Genomic DNA, 19,150 nt, shown 5'->3' on the forward strand with positions numbered 1-19,150 from the left:
GGTTACAAGACCCCACACGAGGTCCACGCCGAGTATCTGAACCGACAGCTCGCAGCGTAAAATTAGCAACTAAGCAGCTGTCCGGAAAACACTGGGCCCCCCACAGACAGTGTGATGGGGCAGGGCCTCCGGCCCCGCCCCACCAACACCAACGAACCCCAATCCGAAAACGCAACAGCCTCGTCAGGGTAGGTAAGGGGCCCTTCACGGACTGGGATCAAGCGCAGCCAGAACCCAGCAGGTACCTAGGACACCCTTGGCCCTAAGCCGAATCGCCACTCACGACCCGGGAGCCGCGGGCGAGCACCAGGCGCGGGTTCCGGAGGGCGGAAAGGTCGGCGAGCGGATCGCCGTCGACCACCAGGACGTCGGCGCTCAAGCCGGGGGCAAGCCGCCCGGTGACGTCGCCGAGGCCGAGTCCGGCGGCGCTGTCCTCGGTCGCGATCTCGAGGATCCGGCGCCTGCCGAAGCCGAGCCATTCGTAGAGTTCGAGGGCGCCGACGGGATCGTCGAAGACCGAACCGGGCAGCCCGGCATCGGTTCCGGCCAGGAGCGGGACGCCCAGTTCCTCCAGCCAGGAAAGCCTGCCGTAGACGGTTTTCGCGAGCTCCTCGCCCATGCGCTCGGCCAGCGTCCGCCAGTTGCGGCTGCTCGTCGAGCACGCCGCGATGCCCTCGGCCGCCATTCGTTTGGCGACGTTTTCGCGCCTGTCCTGCCGCTGCGGGCCGGTCATCCAGGTGCAGTGCTCGATCGTGGCCACGCCCGCCTCGACCGACGCCTCGATCGCGTCGGCGCCGTGGGCGTGCGCCGCGACCGGAAGCCCGTGGGCCGCCGCGTGCTCGACGATCAGGCGCAGGGCCCGGACGTCGAACTGGGACTCCCACATGTCCGCGCCGCCCTCGGTGATCTGGCCGCCGCTGGCCATCACCTTGATCACGTCCGCGCCGGAAGCCGCGTTGGCGTCGATCAGGGCCCGGACGGCGTCGTCGCCGGCGACCTCGCCGCCGAAGAAATGGCAGTGTCCATTGAGGACTGTCAGAGGCGATCCCGCGGTCAGCAGGCGCGGAGCGGCGACCCCTTCGGCTTCGAGCTCCGTCCGGACCCGCGCGCCCAAGGCGTCGCGATCGCCGAGGTCCCGCACCGTCGTGACGCCGCTGCGCAGCAGCTGTCCCAAGCGGTCTTTGGCGCCCGCGCGGAGAACGTCGTCCTGGCTCGTCAGGAAGTTCGGCAGCATCTCGCGGGTGGCGTCGAAAGCCAGGTGCACGTGGGCGTTGAACAGGCCGGGCAGCACCGTCGCGCCGGGGAAGTCGAGCCTTTCGGCGTCCGGTGACGCCTGCGCCACGACGTCGGCGCGCCGGCCGACCGAGAGGATCCTGTCGCCCTCGATGAGGATGGCGCCGTCCTGGACGGGGGTGCCAGGACGGGGCAGGATCCGGTCCGCCGTCAGCAACAGCTGCAAGGTCAAGCCTCATTCCGGGAGACGGCGGCCGACAGCGCGAGCAGCGGCCGCACGTCGGATTCGATGTCGGAAGCGCCGCCGGGGAGCACGAGTTTCGCCCGCCCGTCGGTCTCCTCGCCCGCGGTCTGCCGGGCGATCGCGGTCTTCAGTGCCTCCGCCGCCGCCCGCGGATCGTCGGTGGCGAGCGCGGCGAGATCCGTCTCCAGGTAGGGGCTCAGCTGCACGAGCCCGTCCCGGATCTCGATCACGCGGCGGTAGTACCGGCGGTGGACCGTGCGCGGGCGCCACCGCTCCCACGGTCCCTGCGGCGTGGTCCGCAGCACGATGTTCGGGTAGATCCCGGCCAGCGCCGTCCACAGGGGGGTGAGCCGTTCGTGGTGCAGCCGGTGCTGGCGGCGGCGGCGCAGCGCGGCGAACCGGGCGCGGGCGCCGGGATAGGTGATCCCGGCGAGGAAGAGCACGATCCCGAGGAGTACCAACGGAACGGCGACGGTGAGCAGCAGCGGGATCGACGGCCCGAACGCCCAGGCGATCACGATGTAGAGCGCGCGGAAGACGCTGCCCACCGAAAGGCAGAGCAGTCCGGCCGCGCTGAGTTTCAGCCCGGTCCGCAGATGGCGGTCCGCGGTGCGGATGTACCGGAAGATCCACCAGGCGCAGGCGGACAGGCCGTAGATCAGGTACAGCCCGGCGCCCAGGTAGAACAGCGCCACACCGGGCTCGTGCACGAGCTTCGGGCTCAGCGCGAGTCCGCGTGCCTCCGGCGGGGTGAGGGCCATCGCGACCAGCATCAGCGCGATCGCGCCGGACAGCGGGATCAGCTCGAAGAGGACCCGCCTCGGCCTGCGCGGGCCCAGCGCGGAACCGAGGAAGACGATCAGCAGCGCGCAGACCCCGATGGCGAGCAGGACGTTGTTGACCAGACGCCCGGTGCCTCTGCCCGTCAGCCCGTCGAGCCAGCCGGAGATGACCTTCTGCTGGGCGAGGAAGGAGCCCGCGACGCAGACGATCGTGATGGTGATCGCCCAGTTCGGCAGCACTCGCGGCGCCCGGTAGGTCTGGTAGATCCGCCAGGCGAGCGCGGTCGCGAACAGCGCCATCGCCACGACGTTGAGAGGGGAGAACAGCGAGTTCACAGCCACCCTTGATGGTCGCCGAGCGCGCCTTGGACGCGGCGGACGTCATCGTCGTCGGCGCGACGGGGAATCGTGTAGTTCAAGACCGACGCCCATTCGAGGATGATGGTCGCCACGGTCTCGGCTTCCCATTCGTGCGCCTCATCGTAGGAGGTGCGGCGTAAAGCGCGGTGTACGGCGTCGCCGTCGAGTCCGGGGGCGGGCCCGCGCAGGAAATCGGCGGGTTGGGCGTCGCCGCCGGGATGGTGATCGGCCAGCATGTGCCCGAGTTCGTGCAGGATGATGTGGTCCTGATGGGACTTCGTGGTCTCCTGCTGGAAGAAGATGTAGTCCGCCGAACCGGTGGCGATCCAGCAGCCGAACGGGCCGGGGACCTCCAGCGGATACGGCATCAGTCGGATCGGCCTGCCGCGCTGCTCGCCGAGCCGCTCGCAGAGCACGCCGACGTCGAGCGGCGGTTCGATGTCGAGCTTGTTCAGCATCTTGCGGCAGCGCTTGCGGAGTTCCCGTTCCTTCATCGGCTTTCGCCCGGCTGGTCGCGCTCCGCGCGTTCGTAGCGCTCGACCAGTTCCAGCAGGTCCATGACCTGGCGCCGTCCTTGCGGGGAGAGCTCCTGCGCGCGCATGGCCATGAGCGTCGCCTCCCCGGCGGGTTGCGCTTCCTGGTCTTCGAAGAAGTAGGTGATCGGGACGCCGAACAGCCTCGCCAGCGCCTCGACGTAGTGGATCTTCGGGTTGATCCGCTTGCCCGTGGCGAGCTGCTGGAGGTACGCGGGTGACATGGCGGGCCCGCCGGCGCGGTCGATCGCCGCGGACAACTCGCGATAACTGTGCGGGGCGCCTTCGTCCGCGCGCGCCGAGTCGATCAGCGCGGTCAGTTTCTGGGCGAAGGTCTGGTACGGCGTCATGACCCCCCATCCGTTCCATAGTTCCGTTCTGTAGTGGGAGTGTAACGCGATTCAGCCTGTCCGCAGCTGTTGACAGCCTATGTATGCAGTGGTTTACAGTTGTCAAGCGGTTTCGGACCGTGTTCCGGCCTCTCGCTCCGGAATCCGTGCCCTGGGGGTGTACGGACAACGGAGTGAGGGGCGTTTTTCCAGGTGGGTGCACAAGATCGTGCCGGATGTAGTACGCTTGGGCAGCCAAGGTTGATCGCCATCACGGCGAACCCTTGGCCTAGGCCTGTTGCCGGAGGTCGACCCCCAGGGCTTCCGGTGACAGGCCCCTTTACTTTCACTCAGGGCATGAGGGTCGCGGCCAGAGTGCCGCCCAGTTCGAAACAGGCTTCCAAATCTTTTTTGCCCGGTTCTCCGGTGACGAGCACCGGGGAAGCCGCGCGTTCCCAGCCGAGGCCGGTGGTGATGCTCTCGACGCCGCGCACGGTGCCGGCGGTGTCGTTGTCGCCGTGCACGAAGAACCCGAACGGCCGCCCCCGCGTGGAATCCAGGCACGGGTAATAGACGGTGTCGAAGAAATGCTTCAGCGCGCCGGACATGTAGCCGAGATTCGCCGGGGTGCCGAGCAGGTAGCCGTCCGCGTCGAGGACGTCGGGCACTGTCGTGCCCAGTGCCGGACGCCGCACGACGTCGACGCCCTCGATGTCCGGATGGTTCGCGCCGGAGAGCACGGCCTCGAACATCGCCTGCGTCGAGGGCGACGGCGTGTGGTGGACGATCAGCAGCTTGGGCACGTCAGGCCAGCCGGGACTCGATGTCGGCCCGGAGCGCGGCCAGCCGGGCATCCGCGGCGGCGCGCGCCTCGGCGAGATCGCCCGAAACCGGCTCCTTCACCTGCAGGTACGCCTTCAGCTTCGGCTCGGTCCCGGAAGGCCTGATGACGACGCGCAGGCCTTCACCGGTCAGGCGCAGGACGTCGGCGCCGGGCAGGAGATCCTCCATCGTGACGTCGGTGCCGCCCAGCGACGCCGGGGGAGCGGCGCGCAGACCGGCCATCAGCTTCTCCCGCACCGACAGGTCGGTGACCCGCAGCGAAACCTGATCCGTCACGTGCACACCGTGCTTCACGGCCAGCTCGTCCAGGACTTCCAGCGGGCCGCGGTCCGCCGCGCGCAGGGAAGCTGTGAGCCCCGCGGCGAGCACGGCGGCGGAGATGCCGTCCTTGTCGCGCACGAAACCGGGGTTCACGCAGAGGCCGAGCGCCTCCTCGTAGGCGAACACGAGCCTGTCGCCCGCGCGGACCAGCCATTTGAACCCGGTCAACGTCTCCGCGTAGCGCGCGCCGAACTCCTTCGCGACTTCGCCGAGCATCGACGACGACACGATCGTGGTCGCCACCAGCGGATCCGCCGAGTTCGCTCTGTCCACAGTGGACAGCACATGCCAGCCGAGCAGGACGCCGGTCTCGTCGCCCCGCAGCATCCGCCACGAACCGTCCCGTTCGCGCACGCCCAGCGCGCACCGGTCGGCGTCGGGATCGAGCGCGACGGCCAGATCGGCGTCCACTTCGGACGCCAGCGCCAGCAAGAGATCCGTCGCGCCCGGCTCCTCCGGGTTCGGGAAGGCGACCGTCGGGAAGTCGGGATCCGGCGTGGACTGCTCGGCGACCAGGCTCAGCCCGGTGAAACCGGCCCGTTCGAACGCGGCGCGCAGGGTCTCGGCGCCGACACCGTGCAACGCCGTCGCGGCCACCTTGATCCCGCGTTCCGGGCCGCGCGGCAGAAGCGCGACCTTGGCGAGGTAGGCGTCCCGGAGTTCGTCGCCCAGTACCTCGGCGCCCGGCGCGCGCGGCACGCTGATCGCCGGGGGAGCGGCCTCGATGGCGGCCTCGATCAGGCCGTCCGACGGTGGGACGATCTGGCCGCCTGTCGCGTCGTAGAGCTTGTAGCCGTTGTCGGCGGGGGGATTGTGCGACGCGGTGATCTGGATACCCGCGACCGCGCCGAGGTCCAGCACGGCGAACGCGAGTATCGGCGTGGGCAGCGGCCCCGGCAGCACCTTCACCGCGAAACCGGCGGCCGTCAGCACCTCCGCGGCGGCCTTGGCGAAGGCTTCCGAACCGTGCCGCGCGTCGCGGCCGACCACCACGACACCGCCCGAATGTCCTTGCGTGGCCAGCCAGTCCGCGACACCGGCCGTGGTGCGGGTCACGACCGCGACGTTCATCCCGTTGGGGCCCGCGCGCACCGGGCCGCGCAGTCCGGCGGTGCCGAATTCGAGCGGGCCGGACATCCGGTCCGCGAGCTCGCCCGCCGCGCCGTCTTCCCCGCCCATCGCGCGGGCGAGGATGTTCTGCAGCTCGACACGGGAATCGTCGTCCGGGTCGTCGGCGATCCAGCGGAACGCCCGATCCCGGAGTCCCGGGGTCAAGGAAGTCGTCACCGAGTCAGCCTACGGGTACGTTGGAGAGGGTGCGATTGATCTTCACTTCTCTGGTGAGTCATGGTCATCTCTATCCCCTACTACCGCTCGCCGTCGCCGCTCGCGACGCCGGGCACGATGTGCTGTTCGCCACCGGTGACGACATGCGGCCGGTCGTCGAGAAGGCCGGTTTGGCCACGGAAAGCGCCGGATTCGGGATGCGCGAGGCGTTCGCTTCGTTCTTCGGTCCCGACGCCGCCCCGCCCCGGGCCTCGAACGGCCCGCCCGAGGAGTTTTATCCCGTTATCGGGCAGGTATTCGGAAATGTGCTGCCGCGGCGGTTCTTGGCCGATCTCACGCCGTTGATCGAGCGGCACCGGCCGGATCTCGTCGTCTACGAAAGCGGCAACGCCGGTGGCGCCATCGCCGCCCGGCGCGCCGGCGTTCCCGCGATCGGACACGGTTTCGGCCGGTTCTCGCCGGGCGAGGTCGTCGACGTCATCAACGGCCGTCTCGCGGAATTCGCCGCGGAGGTCGGTTTCGAAGGCGCGGACCTGCCCTCCTACGGCGACCCGGTCGTCGACATCTGTCCGGAATCGGTGCAATCACCGGATTTCCTGGCCGGTGCGAACAGGATTCCGCTGCGTCCCGTCGGCTGGGCCGAGCCAGGGGACCTCCCGGCCGGCGTGCTGGGTCGGGACAAGAGCCGTCCGCTGATCTACCTCACCCTCGGCACCGCGTTCGGGGACGAGGGCGTGCTCAAGCGGGCCATCAGCGGTCTGGCGCGGATCGACGCGGACGTCATCGTCGCGGCGGGCCCGACGGTGGATCCCGCGCGACTGGGCGACGTCCCGGGCAATGTCCGGGTCGAGGCGTGGGTGCCGCAGGCCGAGCTCCTGCCGCATGTCGACCTCGTGGTCCACCACGGTGGCAGCGGGACGACGCTGGGTGCCTTCGGCGCCGGGCTGCCGCAGCTCGTGCTTCCGCAGGGGGCGGATCAGTTCACGAACGCCGAGGCCGTCACCGCGGCCGGGGTGGGCGCGCAGCTGATCGGGGACGGCATCGTCGAGGACGCCATTCACGAGCAGGCGCGCAGGCTGCTCACCGACGAGACTGTCCTTGGCGCGGCACGGAAACTCGCCGACGAGGTCGCCGCGATGCCGTCACCGGCGGAGGTCGCCCAGCGGCTTCCCGAGTTCGCGGGCTGAGTCTCCCCGGATGTCATGAAAGGGTCGTTCAGGACAAAAAACGTCCTGAACGACCCTTTCATGACACTTCTCAGGCGCGGGTGACGAGTTCCTTCAGCAGGGTGCCCATACGGGTGGCCGACTGGCGGCCCGCTTCGAGGACCTCTTCGTGGTTCAGCGGTTCCCCGGTCATCCCGGCCGCCAGGTTGGTCACCAGCGACAGCCCGAACACCTCGACCCCGGCGGCGCGGGCGGCGATGGCCTCCAGCACCGTCGACATGCCGACGAGGTCGGCGCCGAGCGTCCGCAGCATGTGGATCTCGGCCGGGGTCTCGAAATGCGGCCCGGTCAGTCCCGCGTAGACGCCCTCTTCCAGCGAAGGGTCGATTTCGCGCGCGACGTCGCGCAGCCGCTTCGAGTAGAGATCCGTCAGGTCGACGAAGTTCGCGCCGACGATCGGCGAGCGCGCGGTCAGGTTCAGGTGGTCGGAGATCAGCACCGGCTGCCCGACGCGGAAACCCTCGCGCAGGCCACCGGCCGCGTTGGTCAGCAGCACCGTCTTGGCGCCCGCCGCCGCGGCGGTGCGCACGTTGTGCACGACCGGGTCGATGCCCTTGCCCTCGTAGAAATGCGTACGGCCCAGCATGATCAGCGCGCGCTTCTCGCCGACGCGGACCGACCGGGCGGTTCCCCCGTGCCCGACCGCGCCCGGGGCGACGAATCCGGGCAGTTCGCCCAGCGGGATCTCCGCCTCGGGCTCCCCGATGACGTCCGCCGCCGGGCGCCAGCCCGAACCGAGCACGACGGCGATGTCGTGCTTCTCGACGCCGGTGCGTTCGGCGATGGCGGCGGCCGCCGCGACCTCGTTCTCACTCATGCGACGAGCGTATCCGGACAGTTCGCACGAGCAGGAACGCCACCAGCCCGAACGGGGACAGGAAGATCGTGAGCGCCAGGATCGGGCCCGTCACCAGCGGGTGGATCCGGTGTTCGCGCGATTCGAGGTACATCCACCGCGCGATGAACAGGTCGAAGGCGATCAGGTGCGCCCAGATCGTGGCCGCCCCGTACGGCGTGCCGGTGAACGCGCTGAGCACGTCCAGGTCCGGACGGCTGACCACGGCCCACAGTTCGCCGAGGTGCGCGATCGTGAGCACGAAGTACGGGATCAGCGGCAGCAGCGGCGTCCAGGGCGAGGACATGATCCGGCGCGTCCACGACCAGCCCGGCAGGAAGATCATCAGCAGCCAGAAGGGCGTCGACAGCGGGAAGGTCCAGGTGAACAGGGTCTCGACGGTCATCGGACGGAGGCCTCCAGCTCCCGGTCCTTCGCGGGCCGCCCGATCGCGATCAGCCCGCTAACCGCGACGCCGGCGATGAGCAGGGCGAAGGCGGTCAGCGTCTGGCCGTCGGGGGCGACGATCGACTGGCCGCGAAGAGCCTGCCAGGTGAGCACCGCGAGAAGGCCCGCGTAACCGATGCCGGCGATGATGACCAGGCGCACCCGGACGACGTCGTCGCGCAGCCGCGGGTAGCGGGTGGCCAGGACGCCGAGGGCGAGCGCGAGCAGCGGAAGCGCCTGGAGTCCGTGCAGGCCGAGGAAATGCGGGATCCGCAGGTCGCCGCCGACCGTGCTCCAGCCGAGGATCGGCAGGCCGGGGCCGCCGTCGGGGAGGCCGACGGTATGCGCGCCGATCATCGCGGACTGGCCGGTCGCGTCGAGTACGGCCTGCTGGTCCGGGGTGGGGCTGCTCATCAGGGTCGCCAGCGAGATCCCGATCATGCCGAGGAGGGCGCCGATCCGGGCCGCCCAGCTCGTCGCACGGTCGGGGAGCCTGGTGAACATGACGGCGATCGTCAGGAGCAGGTTGATCATCCACAGCGCCGCGATCATCCCGCCCATGGTCTGGAAGATCGTGTTGTCCAGCGGGGTCGCGTTGTTGAAGTGGCTCGCGCGGACGCGGGCGGCCTGGAACACCACCAGCGCGTACTCGGCCGAGAAGATCACGACGAGCACGGTCGTCAGCACGCTCGCCGTCCGCCGGAACTTCGGCAGCAGCGAGACGAGCCAGCTCCAGCTGAAGAAGTACAGCGAGCCGGAGGCGGCGAACTTGAACGGTTTCGCCCAGAGCGGCGCGCCGTTCAGCGTCCGCTGGTCGATCAGCATGGCCAGGACGCACAGCACGGTGATCACGGCGAAGGCCTGGGCGCAGAGATACGCGCCGCGATGCCAGGTGCGGGTTCTCTCACGGAGATCGGTCAAGATGGTCATGGGTCCCTCCCGGAATGGATAGTCAAGCTCTCCGTTATGGGAAGTTAGACTATCTATCCTGAGAAGTCTTCAGGGAAGACCCTGGAACCGTCCCCGAGATCGGAGTCACCACGCGTGCGGATGGCGGAGCTGAGCGAAAAAGCCGGGATCCCGGTCGCCACGATCAAGTACTACCTGCGGGAAGGGCTGCTCCCGCCGGGCGAGCGAACCAGCCCCAACCAGGCGAAATACGGTGAGGGGCACGTCCAGCGGATCAAGCTGATCAGGGCGCTGATGGACGTCGGCGGCCTCTCGCTCGCCACCGTCGGCGAGGTGCTCGCCGCGGTCGACGAGGGGAAGGCCAGTCCCCACCGCATCCTCGGCATCGCCCAGGAGGGCATCACGAGCTCTCGTCAGGTCGTCGACGAAGAAAGCCGGGAATGGGCCCTCGACACGGTCCGCGACCTGGCCGAGCGCCGCGACTGGCCCTGCAAGGATCCCGAAGACCCGATCATCCAGGCCCTGGTCGGTGTCCTGTGCGCGATCCGGGACGTCGGGCACGGCTGGTACCTCGACAAGCTCGACGCCTACGCCGAGATCGCCGACCGGACCGCCGACCTGGACCTCGAAGGCATCGCCGGGGTCGAATCGCTGGAGCGGATCATCGAGATCGCCGTCGTCGAGACCGTTCTCGGCGACAGGCTGCTTTCGGTGCTACGCAGGCTGGCGCAGCAACGTGCCTCGAAGGCGTACTTCGCGCGGCTAGCCGTCGACGATGAGTGACAGGGCGACGGGCTCGAAGACCGCGGTCTTCGTGGACGTCTCCTGCTCGATCGGTGAGGTCACCGAGAAGATCCACAGATCCGTGCCGCCGCTGAACAGGTCCATGAACGTCGTGCGCGTGACGCTCTGGTTCGTGGTGTCCTTCGTCGCGGCGGAGCGCTCGGCCATCCGGTAGGTGTAGCGCAGGCTGGTGTCGCCCCGGCCGGGCACGGTGTCCGGCTCCTTGACTGGGGCGATCTCCGGATGCTGGGACTTCAGCCAGCTGAAGTAGGCGGGCGGCGGGCTGTCGGCCAGGAAACCGCTCAGCCGCTCGATCCGGATGACCTGGCGGCCGTCGGGCGAGACGTACTGGACCACGGTGCTCGGCACGCCCTTGGTGACGTGCGGCGCGACGAACTTCTGCCAGCCTTCCGGGACGCCGATGGTGAACCGGCCGCCCTTGAGGCCGTTCACCGTGCTGGCGTCACCCTGCTGCGTGATCAGCTTCGGCGGCGGCTGTGTGACGATCGTGTCGCCCTGCTGCTGCTCCTCCGGAGGCCGCAGATCCTGCCCGCCGACGGTCCTGGCCAGCACGAACCCGCCCCCGGCCGCCACCAGGAAGACGACGACCGACGCGAGCGTCAGCAAGACGTTGGCCACCGTGGACCGGCCCGGCGGGCGTGGCGGCAGCGGGAGGACGGTCGGCATCGGCGGGAGTTCGGCCGGCGGTGCGGGCGCCGCGGCGGGCTGGTTCAGGAACGGCAGCGGGCCGGGATCGGCGGCGAGTTCGGAGCTCGTGCCCTCACTGGGCTTCACCAGGGCGACCGGCTTGATCACCTGGGTGTCGGTCGCGTCCAGATGCGCGGTGGTCTTCTTGCCGTCGGGGGTGTGGAACAGCTCGGCGGGGAACAGGTCGATCAGCGTCTTGGCATGCAACGGATACAGGCGGCGCCGCACCTCGCGCAGCGTGATCCGCCTCGAAGGCTCCTTCTTCATGAGCGCGCCGATGACGTCGGACAGCGGACCGGGACCGGGTTTCGGCACCTTCCCGTTGACGACCTTGCCGACCGTTTCGAGCGGGTCGCCGTCGGCGTCGTAGGGCGGCGAGCCCTCGATGGCGGCGAACAGCGTCGCGCCGAGCCCCCACAGGTCGGCGGCGGGGACGACAGCGCCACCCGAGGCGACCTCGGGCGCGATGTAGGCGGGGGAGCCCAGCATCATCCCGGTGCGGGTCATGGTGGCTTCGGAGACGTTGCGCGCGATGCCGAAGTCGGTGAGCTTGATCCGGCCGTCGCCCGCGACCAGGACGTTCCCCGGTTTGACGTCACGGTGGGTGATCCCGGCGGCGTGCGCGGCTTCGAGCGCGGACGCCACCGCGATGCCGACCGCCGCCGCCTGCTCGACCGTCAGCGGCCCGTGGTCGCGCAGGATGTGCGCGAGACTGCGCGACGGCAGCAGCTCCATCACCACGAACGGTTCGTCGTTCTCGCGCGCGACGTCGTGCAGGATGATCACGTTCGGGTGACTCAGAACGGCGATCGCGCGAGCTTCGCGCAGGGTCCGTTCGCGCAGTTCGTCGGCCTGCGAGGTCGGGACGCCCGGCGGGAGGCGGACCTCTTTGACCGCGACCGGGCGGTGCAGGAACTCGTCGTAGGCCGACCAGACCGTGCCCATCGAGCCGGAGCCGATCACCGAGCGCAACCGATATCGCCCGGCGACGACACGCTTCTCTTCGCCGGGGCTCTCGGGGGACTCGGTGGTGTCGGGCGGCACGACCCAATTGTGGCGTATGCCCCCGTGGCAGGCCTATTCGCCGTGCCCTGGCCGACCGAACGGACCTGAGCGGACACGTCTTGTGAGGCGTCGGCCGCGGGGCCGTGAAGGACCCGCCCGATCTCAAGACCACCCTTCGGGCGCGACTAGCGTCACAGGTAGGGGCTGTTAGGGGCCGTTAGCATCGTGAGCTATGACGGAAGTGGCCGAGACGGAGTCAGTGCCGACCCCCGACGAGCCGGACGCGCTGGAGCTCGCGGCGGAGTTCCCGGAAGCGAGCCGGGAACAGTGGCGGGAGCTCGTCGCCGGAGTGCTGCGCAAGGGCGGCGCGATCGACGAGACCTTCGAAGGCCTGCCCGAAAGCAAGCTGGTCACGCGCACGTACGACGGTCTGGAGATCCAGCCGCTCTACACCGCCGATGACGTGGCCGACGGAGCCGGTTTCCCCGGGCTTCCGCCGTTCGTGAGGAACGCCCGGCCCGAGGGTTCGGTGACGACGGGCTGGGACATCCGCGCCCGGTACGCGCGCCGCGATGCCAAGGTCACCAACACCGCGATCCTCGCCGACCTCGAAGGCGGCGTCAGCTCGATCTGGCTGCGCGCCGGCGCGACAGGGGTCCCCGTCGCGGAGCTGGGCGACGCGCTGAACGAGGTCTACGTCGACCTAGCGCCCGTCACGCTCGACGCGGGTGAAGAGTACGAAGCGGCCGCGAACGAGTTGTTCGAGCTCTTCGCCGAACGCGAGATCCCGGCGAGCGCGGTCACCGCGACCCTCGGCGCCGACCCGATCGGGCTGACCGCGCGCACCGGAACGGCGCATCCCCTCGCGCCCGCCGCGCGGCTCGCGGCCCGGGTCGCGAAGAGTCACCCGAAGGTGCGGACGATCGTCGCCGACGGCCTGCCGTTCCACGAGGCGGGCGGCTCGGACGCGCAGGAGCTCGGCGCGACCATCGCCGCGGGCGTCGCGTACCTGCGGGCGCTCACCGAGGCGGGGCTGGACGTCGACACCGCGGCCGGGCAGCTCGAGTTCCGGCTCGCCGCCACGGCCGACCAGTTCCTCACGATCGCCAAGTTCCGCGCCGCGCGGCGCCTGTGGGCCCGGGTCACCGAGGTTTCGGGAGGCAAGGGTGCGGGGATGCGGCAGCACGCGGTCACCTCGCCCGCGATGCTGACCCAGCGCGACCCGTGGGTGAACATGCTCCGCACGACGCTGGCCTGTTTCGGTGCCGGGGTCGGCGGCGCGGACGCGATCACCGTGCTCCCGTTCGACGCCGCGATCGGCCAGCCGGACGCGTTCTCCGCGCGGATCGCGCGCAACACGCACGCCGTCCTGCTGGAGGAGTCCAAACTGGCCGGTGTCATCGACCCGGCGGGCGGCTCCTGGTACGTCGAGAACCTCACCGACGAACTGGCCAAGGCCGCGTGGCGTGAGTTCACCGCGATCGAGGCGGCGGGCGGGATCGAGGCCGAACTGGCCTCCGGCGCGCTCGCCGGACGGCTCGCCGAAACCTGGGAGAAGCGGTCGAAGCGGATCGGGACCCGTCGCGACCCGATCACCGGCGTCAGCGAATTCCCCAACCTGACCGAAAAGGCGGTCGTCCGCGATCCCGTCGTGGACCTGCCGGACGGCGGCTTGCCCCGGTACCGGTACGCCGGGGCCTTCGAGGCGCTGCGGGACCGGGCGGACGCGCATCCCAGCCGACCTCGCGTCTTCCTCGCCACGCTCGGCCCGGTCGCGGCGCACACCGGACGGGCGAGTTTCGCGGCGAACCTGTTCCAGGCGGGCGGGATCGAGGCCGTGAACCCCGGCGCCCCCGAGGACATCGACGGCATTGTCGCGGAATTCCGGGCCAGCGGAACGAAGGTCGCCTGCCTCTGCGGAAGCAACACTTCCTACGCGGAGGAAGCCGACAGCGTCGCGAAGGCCTTGAAGGAAGCCGGCGCCACGTCGGTGCTTCTCGCCGGAAAACCCGGCGACCACCCGGACGTCACGGGCTATCTCTTCACGGGCTGTGACGCCCTCGGAGTCCTGACCGGCACGTTGAACGAGCTCGGAGTGCAGTGATGACCATCCCGAACTTCGCCGGCGTCGAGCTGGGCACCCCCGAACCGGCCGGCCGTCCTCAGTGGACCGAAGCCCTGCACGCCACCACCGGTAAGGGCCCCGACGCACTCGCCTGGGAGACGCCGGAGGGCATCGGCGTCAAGCCGGTCTACACCGCCGACGATCTGTCCGGAGTGGACTTCCTCGGGACCTATCCCGGTATCGCGCCCTATCTGCGCGGCCCGTATCCGACGATGTACGTCAACCAGCCGTGGACCATCCGCCAGTACGCGGGGTTCTCCACCGCCGAGGAATCGAACGCCTTCTACCGCCGCAACCTCGCGGCCGGGCAGAAGGGCCTCTCGGTCGCCTTCGACCTCGCGACGCACCGCGGCTACGACTCCGACCATCCGCGCGTCGCCGGTGACGTCGGCATGGCGGGCGTCGCGATCGACTCCATCTACGACATGCGCCAGCTCTTCGACGGCATCCCGCTCGACAAGATGAGCGTTTCGATGACCATGAACGGCGCCGTCCTGCCGGTGCTCGCGCTGTACGTCGTCGCGGCCGAGGAACAGGGTGTCTCGCCGGACAAGCTCGCCGGGACCATCCAGAACGACATCCTCAAGGAGTTCATGGTCCGCAACACCTACATCTACCCGCCGCAGCCGTCGATGCGGATCATTTCGGACATCTTCTCGTTCACCTCGCGGAACATGCCGAAGTACAACTCGATCTCCATCTCCGGCTACCACATGCAGGAAGCCGGGGCGACCGCCGATCTGGAGCTGGCGTACACGCTCGCCGACGGGGTCGAGTACATCCGCTCCGGTGTCGACGCGGGGCTGGACGTCGACAAGTTCGCGCCGCGCCTGTCCTTCTTCTGGGCGATCGGGATGAACTTCTTCATGGAGGTCGCGAAACTCCGCGCCGCGCGACTCCTGTGGGCGAAGCTGGTGAAGGGCTTCGAACCCCAGAGCGCCAAGTCGCTTTCGCTGCGGACCCACTCGCAGACGTCGGGCTGGTCGCTGACCGCGCAGGACGTCTACAACAACGTCGTCCGCACCTGTGTCGAGGCGATGGCCGCGACCCAGGGCCACACGCAGTCGCTGCACACCAACGCCCTCGACGAGGCACTCGCGCTGCCGACCGATTTCTCCGCCCGCATCGCGCGGAACACGCAGCTGCTGCTGCAGCAGGAATCCGGCACCACGCGCGTCATCGACCCGTGGGGCGGCAGCGCGTTCGTCGAGAAGCTGACCTACGACCTCGCGCGCAAGGCGTGGGGCCACATCCGCGAGGTCGAGCAGGCGGGCGGGATGGCGAAGGCGATCGACGCCGGCATCCCGAAGCTGCGTATCGAAGAGGCCGCGGCGCGGACGCAGGCGCGGATCGACTCCGGCCGTCAGCCCGTGATCGGCGTGAACAAGTACCAGGTCACCGACGACGAGCAGATCGACGTGCTCAAGGTCGACAACGCGGGAGTGCGCGCGCAGCAGCTGGAGAAGCTGCGGCGGCTGCGCGAAGAGCGGGACGAGGACGCCACGCAGGACGCGCTGCGGCGGCTCACCGCGGGCGCCCGGTCGGACGGCAACCTGCTCGCGCTCGCCATCGACGCCGCCAGGGCGAAGGCCACGGTCGGCGAGATCTCCGACTCGCTGGAGAAGATCTGGGGGCGGCACTCCGGGCAGATTCGTACCATCTCCGGTGTGTACCGCGAGGAGGTCGGCAAGGCCGAGAACGTCGAGCAGGCGCGCGAACTGGTCGAGAAGTTCGCCGAGGAGGAAGGCCGCCGTCCCCGGATCCTGGTCGCGAAGATGGGCCAGGACGGTCACGACCGCGGCCAGAAGGTGATCGCGACAGGCTTCGCCGACATCGGTTTCGACGTCGACGTCGGCCCGCTGTTCTCGACGCCGGGCGAGGTCGCGCGGCAGGCGATCGAGGCGGACGTGCACGTCATCGGCGTCTCGTCGCTGGCCGCCGGGCACCTCTCGCTGGTCCCCGCACTGCGTTCGGAACTCGCCGAACAGGGCCGCGAGGACATCATCGTGGTGGTCGGCGGCGTCATCCCGCCGCAGGACTACGAGGAACTGCGCGCGGCGGGCGCGGCGGCGATCTTCGGCCCCGGCACGGTCATCGCCGACGCGGCGATCGACCTGATCGGGCAGCTGACCGCACAGGAGTCTTGAGCGTTGCCGCGCAAGATCGACGTCGAAGCGCTGGCCAAGGGCGTCCTCGCGGGCGACCGCGGCCTGTTGTCGCGGGCGATCACGCTCGTCGAGTCCAGCCGCGAAGACCACCGGGCGCAGGCGCAGGAGCTGCTGGTCGAGCTGCTCCCGCACGCGGGCGGCGCGCGGCGGGTCGGCATCACCGGCGTCCCCGGTGTCGGCAAATCGACCTTCATCGACCAGCTCGGCACGGATCTGACCGAGGCCGGGCACAAGGTCGCCGTGCTGGCCGTCGACCCGTCGTCGACGCGGACCGGCGGCTCGATCCTGGGCGACAAGACCCGGATGGCGCGGCTCGCGGTGGACCCGAAGGCGTTCATCCGCCCTTCGCCGACTTCGGGCACTCTCGGCGGTGTCGCGCGCGCGACGCGCGAAACGATCGTGCTGATGGAAGCCGCCGGGTACGACATCGTGCTGGTCGAGACCGTCGGGGTCGGGCAGTCCGAGGTGACCGTGGCGAACATGGTCGACTGCTTCCTGTTCCTGACCCTGGCCCGCACCGGCGACCAGTTGCAGGGCATCAAGAAGGGTGTCCTCGAACTCGCCGACGTCATCGCGGTCAACAAGGCCGACGGCGACCACGAGCGCGACGCGAAGCGCGCCGCCCGCGAGCTGGCAGGCGCGTTGCGGATGATCTACGGGCGCGACGCCGAGTGGACCCCACCGGTGCTGACCTGCAGCGCGCTCACCGACGTCGGACTCGACGAGGTGTGGGCCGAAATCGGGCGGCACCGCGACGTGCTGACCGCGTCCGGCGAACTCGACGGACGGCGACGGCGGCAGCAGGTCGAGTGGACCTGGTCGATGGTCCGCGAACAGTTGCTCGGGCGGCTCGCCGCGCATCCGGACGTGCGAGCGGTCGTTCCGGACGTCGAACGGGCGGTCCGGGACGGTGAACTGACTCCGACGCTGGCCGCGCAACGGATTCTGGAGGCGTTCTCCGGTCCTCCGCGTGGCGGCTGACGCGGGAACCCGGCAGAGTGCAGAATCGAAGGCGCGCTCTGTCGACGAAAGGGAGTCATGCCTACAAGGTCTCGTCTCGGGCGGCTGGCCGGACTGGTCGCCGCCGGGCTGATCGTCTGCGCGCCCGCCGCGCAGGCCGGTGAGATCCAGGCGCCCGCGCCGGCGATCGCGCAGGCAGCGGCGGTGCACGAGGTGCTCCAGCAGGCGCCGCCCGGACCGGTGCTCGACCCCGCCGAGACCGACAAGGCCAACAGCCAGGAGACCAAGAACAAGGTCATCGCGGGCATCATCGCGGCCATCCTGCTGGGCTTGGTGATCCTCGGCCGTCGCTCCCGCTCCAAGAAGAAGAAGTCCTGAACCGCTACCGGTAAGTAGAAGGACTCTCCGCTTAGCCCGGGCTGAACTCCTCGTAGCCGTTCAACGCAGATCCACTACCGGCCGTCTAGGGCTCGATCACTCGACGAGCGGCTTGTCATCTGCATGGTGCACGATCTATCGCAAATGCGTATCACAGATCGAACGGCACCCAGCGTGCCTTCAGCGACCACTCGTATGGTGGTAGACGAAGGTGACTGTGTTGCGGGAGGAGGTGCGGCGTGACTGTGCTCGATTCACGGCCGGACATTCCAGGCGACCCCGAGGGTCGCGTCATTGCCCCTATAGAGGCGTCCACCGCGCTGATCTCCGAAGCCGGCGTCAGCATGGCACCTGTGCATGATCTGGGCGCCGGGCGCGGCCCTTTCTGGCTTGACGACTGGCTCCGCGCGAACGCCACCGACGTCCTCGCGTGGCGCCGGCACATCCACGCGCATCCGGAGCTCTCCCGCCACGAGTTCGCCACGACCGAAATGGTCATGTCCCTGCTCCGCTCGGTCGGCCTCAAGCCATGGGTGCTCCCGACGGGCACCGGTGTCGTCTGCGACATCGGCAGCGGTGAACGCTGTGTCGCGTTGCGCGCCGACATGGACGCCCTGCCGCTGACCGAGGCCACCGGGCTCCCGTACGCCTCCAAGAACGACGGCGCCGCGCACATGTGCGGGCACGACGCGCACACCGCGATCCTGCTGGGCGCGGCGCGGGCGCTGGCCGGCGCTCCGGAGCTGCCGGGGCGGGTGCGGCTGATCTTCCAGCCCGCCGAGGAGGTCATGCCCGGCGGCGCGCTGGACATGATCGCCGCCGGTGCGATGGAAGGCGTCGAGCGGATCTACGGGCTGCACTGCGACCCGCGGCTCGAGGTCGGCAAGGTCGGCCTGCGCGAAGGCCCGCTGACGTCCGCCGCCGACCTCATCGAGCTGCGGCTCACCTCGCCGGGCGGGCACACCTCGCGGCCGCACCTGACCGCGGACCTGGTGCACGCGCTCGGCACGGTGATCACGTCGCTGCCCGCGGTCCTCTCGCGGCGCGTCGACCCGCGATCCGGGACCGTGCTGGTCTGGGGCGCGGTGCACGCCGGGCAGGCCGCGAACGCCGTCCCGCAGGACGGGGTGCTGCGCGGCACGCTCCGGACCGCGGACCACGAGGTGTGGACGATGCTGGAGCCGCTCGTCGCGTCTTCGGTGGAGTCGCTGCTCGCGCCGACCGGCGTCGGGTTCTCGCTCGACTACCGCCGCGGGGTGCCGCCGGTCGTCTCCGACCCGGAGTCGCACGCGTTGATGCGGGCCGGTGTCGAAGCCGCGCTGGGGGAGGCCGCGGTGGCAGGGACAGAGCAGTCGTCCGGCGGCGAGGACTTCGGGTGGTACCTGGAGCACGTCCAGGGCGCCTTCGCGCGCCTCGGCGTGTGGCCCGGTGAAGGCCCGATGGCCGACATCCACCGCCCGACCTTCACGCTCGACGAGCGTTCGCTCCTGTGCGGTGTCCGCACGCTGGTCCACACCGCCCTGGCCACCCTGGCCTGACCCTTCCAATCACGCGTGTGACCCCTCCAATCACGCGTGTTCGCTCTTTCGGTACCGAACATCTGTACACAGGGTTATCCACAGCCAGGTGAGTTGTCCACAGATGTCGCGAAGCGCCTTCCCCGGTCGATCGTGA

The 19,150-nt window shown here is 69.7% G+C and carries 17 protein-coding genes; 7 read left to right on the forward strand and 10 right to left on the reverse strand.

The features are described 5' to 3' along the window. Nucleotides 1-262 precede the first annotated feature (262 nt). The 6 genes from ACFOSH_RS21030 to ACFOSH_RS21055 form a co-directional block, all read right to left on the reverse strand. Nucleotides 263-1,465 (reverse strand): amidohydrolase family protein, encoded by a 1,203-nt coding sequence (locus ACFOSH_RS21030; RefSeq protein ID WP_378240723.1) that lies wholly within the window; start codon nt 1,463-1,465, stop codon nt 263-265. Beyond that, nucleotides 1,462-2,595 carry an MAB_1171c family putative transporter gene (locus ACFOSH_RS21035; protein ID WP_378240724.1) on the reverse strand — a complete coding sequence of 378 codons (1,134 nt, stop codon included), beginning with the start codon at nt 2,593-2,595 and terminating at the stop codon, nt 1,462-1,464. Before ACFOSH_RS21035 ends, ACFOSH_RS21030 begins: the two co-directional genes overlap by 4 nt. Further along, complete coding sequence (locus tag ACFOSH_RS21040; protein WP_378240725.1) at nt 2,592-3,113, reverse strand: hypothetical protein; 522 nt, start codon at nt 3,111-3,113, stop codon at nt 2,592-2,594. The genes ACFOSH_RS21035 and ACFOSH_RS21040 overlap by 4 nt, the downstream gene beginning before the upstream one ends. Continuing rightward, a complete protein-coding gene (locus ACFOSH_RS21045; RefSeq protein WP_378240726.1) occupies nt 3,110-3,502 on the reverse strand; it encodes a helix-turn-helix domain-containing protein in 393 nt (130 codons plus the stop codon). The genes ACFOSH_RS21040 and ACFOSH_RS21045 overlap by 4 nt, the downstream gene beginning before the upstream one ends. A gap of 329 nt (nt 3,503-3,831) precedes the next feature. Further along, the gene (locus ACFOSH_RS21050) at nt 3,832-4,284 is read right to left on the reverse strand and encodes a flavodoxin family protein (RefSeq protein WP_378240727.1); all 453 of its coding nucleotides are present in this window, start codon (nt 4,282-4,284) and stop codon (nt 3,832-3,834) included. Nucleotide 4,285: 1 nt separating this feature from the next. Next, entirely contained in the window at nt 4,286-5,932 is a 1,647-nt protein-coding gene (locus ACFOSH_RS21055) for a phospho-sugar mutase (protein ID WP_378240728.1), read from the reverse strand. A gap of 29 nt (nt 5,933-5,961) precedes the next feature. Between ACFOSH_RS21055 and ACFOSH_RS21060 the strand changes: the two genes are divergently transcribed. Then, nucleotides 5,962-7,119, forward strand: coding sequence for a glycosyltransferase (locus tag ACFOSH_RS21060; protein ID WP_378240729.1), 1,158 nt, complete (start codon nt 5,962-5,964; stop codon nt 7,117-7,119). Nucleotides 7,120-7,189: 70 nt separating this feature from the next. Here the strand turns inward: ACFOSH_RS21060 and ACFOSH_RS21065 are convergent, their stop codons facing one another. From ACFOSH_RS21065 to ACFOSH_RS21075, 3 genes are read right to left on the reverse strand one after another with little or no spacing between them, the layout of a single operon-like run. Further along, a complete protein-coding gene (locus tag ACFOSH_RS21065; protein ID WP_378240730.1) occupies nt 7,190-7,975 on the reverse strand; it encodes a purine-nucleoside phosphorylase in 786 nt (261 codons plus the stop codon). Further along, nucleotides 7,968-8,399, reverse strand: a complete 432-nt coding sequence (locus ACFOSH_RS21070) for an ABA4-like family protein (RefSeq protein WP_378240731.1) — start codon at nt 8,397-8,399, stop codon at nt 7,968-7,970. Before ACFOSH_RS21070 ends, ACFOSH_RS21065 begins: the two co-directional genes overlap by 8 nt. Then, nucleotides 8,396-9,370 (reverse strand): hypothetical protein, encoded by a 975-nt coding sequence (locus ACFOSH_RS21075; RefSeq protein ID WP_378240732.1) that lies wholly within the window; start codon nt 9,368-9,370, stop codon nt 8,396-8,398. Before ACFOSH_RS21075 ends, ACFOSH_RS21070 begins: the two co-directional genes overlap by 4 nt. 120 nt (nt 9,371-9,490) lie before the next feature. Here ACFOSH_RS21075 and ACFOSH_RS21080 point away from each other — a divergent pair, with 120 nt between their 5' ends. Continuing rightward, entirely contained in the window at nt 9,491-10,132 is a 642-nt protein-coding gene (locus ACFOSH_RS21080; RefSeq protein ID WP_378240733.1) for a MerR family transcriptional regulator, read from the forward strand. On the opposite strand, the gene ACFOSH_RS21085 is transcribed toward ACFOSH_RS21080, so the two are convergent. Beyond that, the gene (locus ACFOSH_RS21085; RefSeq protein ID WP_378240734.1) at nt 10,112-11,884 is read right to left on the reverse strand and encodes a serine/threonine-protein kinase; all 1,773 of its coding nucleotides are present in this window, start codon (nt 11,882-11,884) and stop codon (nt 10,112-10,114) included. The two genes, ACFOSH_RS21080 and ACFOSH_RS21085, sit on opposite strands and share 21 nt — an antisense overlap. Nucleotides 11,885-12,077: 193 nt before the next feature. On the opposite strand from ACFOSH_RS21085, the gene ACFOSH_RS21090 reads away from it, so the two are divergent. The 5 genes from ACFOSH_RS21090 to ACFOSH_RS21110 all read left to right on the forward strand — a co-directional run bounded on the left by ACFOSH_RS21090 (nt 12,078) and on the right by ACFOSH_RS21110 (nt 19,014). Next, a complete protein-coding gene (locus ACFOSH_RS21090) occupies nt 12,078-13,949 on the forward strand; it encodes a methylmalonyl-CoA mutase family protein (protein WP_378240735.1) in 1,872 nt (623 codons plus the stop codon). Further along, the gene (scpA, locus tag ACFOSH_RS21095) at nt 13,949-16,117 is read left to right on the forward strand and encodes a methylmalonyl-CoA mutase (protein WP_378240736.1); all 2,169 of its coding nucleotides are present in this window, start codon (nt 13,949-13,951) and stop codon (nt 16,115-16,117) included. Before ACFOSH_RS21090 ends, scpA begins: the two co-directional genes overlap by 1 nt. Before the next feature lie 3 nt (nt 16,118-16,120). Further along, nucleotides 16,121-17,119 carry a methylmalonyl Co-A mutase-associated GTPase MeaB gene (meaB, locus tag ACFOSH_RS21100; RefSeq protein ID WP_378240737.1) on the forward strand — a complete coding sequence of 333 codons (999 nt, stop codon included), beginning with the start codon at nt 16,121-16,123 and terminating at the stop codon, nt 17,117-17,119. A 57-nt stretch (nt 17,120-17,176) separates the two neighbouring features. Next, nucleotides 17,177-17,476 carry a hypothetical protein gene (locus ACFOSH_RS21105; RefSeq protein ID WP_378240738.1) on the forward strand — a complete coding sequence of 100 codons (300 nt, stop codon included), beginning with the start codon at nt 17,177-17,179 and terminating at the stop codon, nt 17,474-17,476. A 239-nt stretch (nt 17,477-17,715) separates the two neighbouring features. Next, entirely contained in the window at nt 17,716-19,014 is a 1,299-nt protein-coding gene (locus tag ACFOSH_RS21110) for an amidohydrolase (RefSeq protein WP_378240739.1), read from the forward strand. Nucleotides 19,015-19,150 lie beyond the last annotated feature (136 nt).

The sequence above is a fragment of the Amycolatopsis speibonae genome, from assembly GCF_042647925.1.
Taxonomy (GTDB): domain Bacteria; phylum Actinomycetota; class Actinomycetes; order Mycobacteriales; family Pseudonocardiaceae; genus Amycolatopsis; species Amycolatopsis speibonae.

Coding starts and splice junctions, on each gene's coding strand:
- ACFOSH_RS21040 (WP_378240725.1), bottom strand. CDS start 3,113: ATGAAGGAACGGGAACTCCGCAAGCGCTGCCGCAAGATGCTGAACAAG.
- ACFOSH_RS21045 (WP_378240726.1), bottom strand. CDS start 3,502: ATGACGCCGTACCAGACCTTCGCCCAGAAACTGACCGCGCTGATCGAC.
- ACFOSH_RS21065 (WP_378240730.1), bottom strand. CDS start 7,975: ATGAGTGAGAACGAGGTCGCGGCGGCCGCCGCCATCGCCGAACGCACC.
- ACFOSH_RS21070 (WP_378240731.1), bottom strand. CDS start 8,399: ATGACCGTCGAGACCCTGTTCACCTGGACCTTCCCGCTGTCGACGCCC.
- ACFOSH_RS21075 (WP_378240732.1), bottom strand. CDS start 9,370: ATGACCATCTTGACCGATCTCCGTGAGAGAACCCGCACCTGGCATCGC.
- ACFOSH_RS21080 (WP_378240733.1), top strand. CDS start 9,491: ATGGCGGAGCTGAGCGAAAAAGCCGGGATCCCGGTCGCCACGATCAAG.
- ACFOSH_RS21090 (WP_378240735.1), top strand. CDS start 12,078: ATGACGGAAGTGGCCGAGACGGAGTCAGTGCCGACCCCCGACGAGCCG.
- scpA (WP_378240736.1), top strand. CDS start 13,949: ATGACCATCCCGAACTTCGCCGGCGTCGAGCTGGGCACCCCCGAACCG.
- ACFOSH_RS21105 (WP_378240738.1), top strand. CDS start 17,177: ATGCCTACAAGGTCTCGTCTCGGGCGGCTGGCCGGACTGGTCGCCGCC.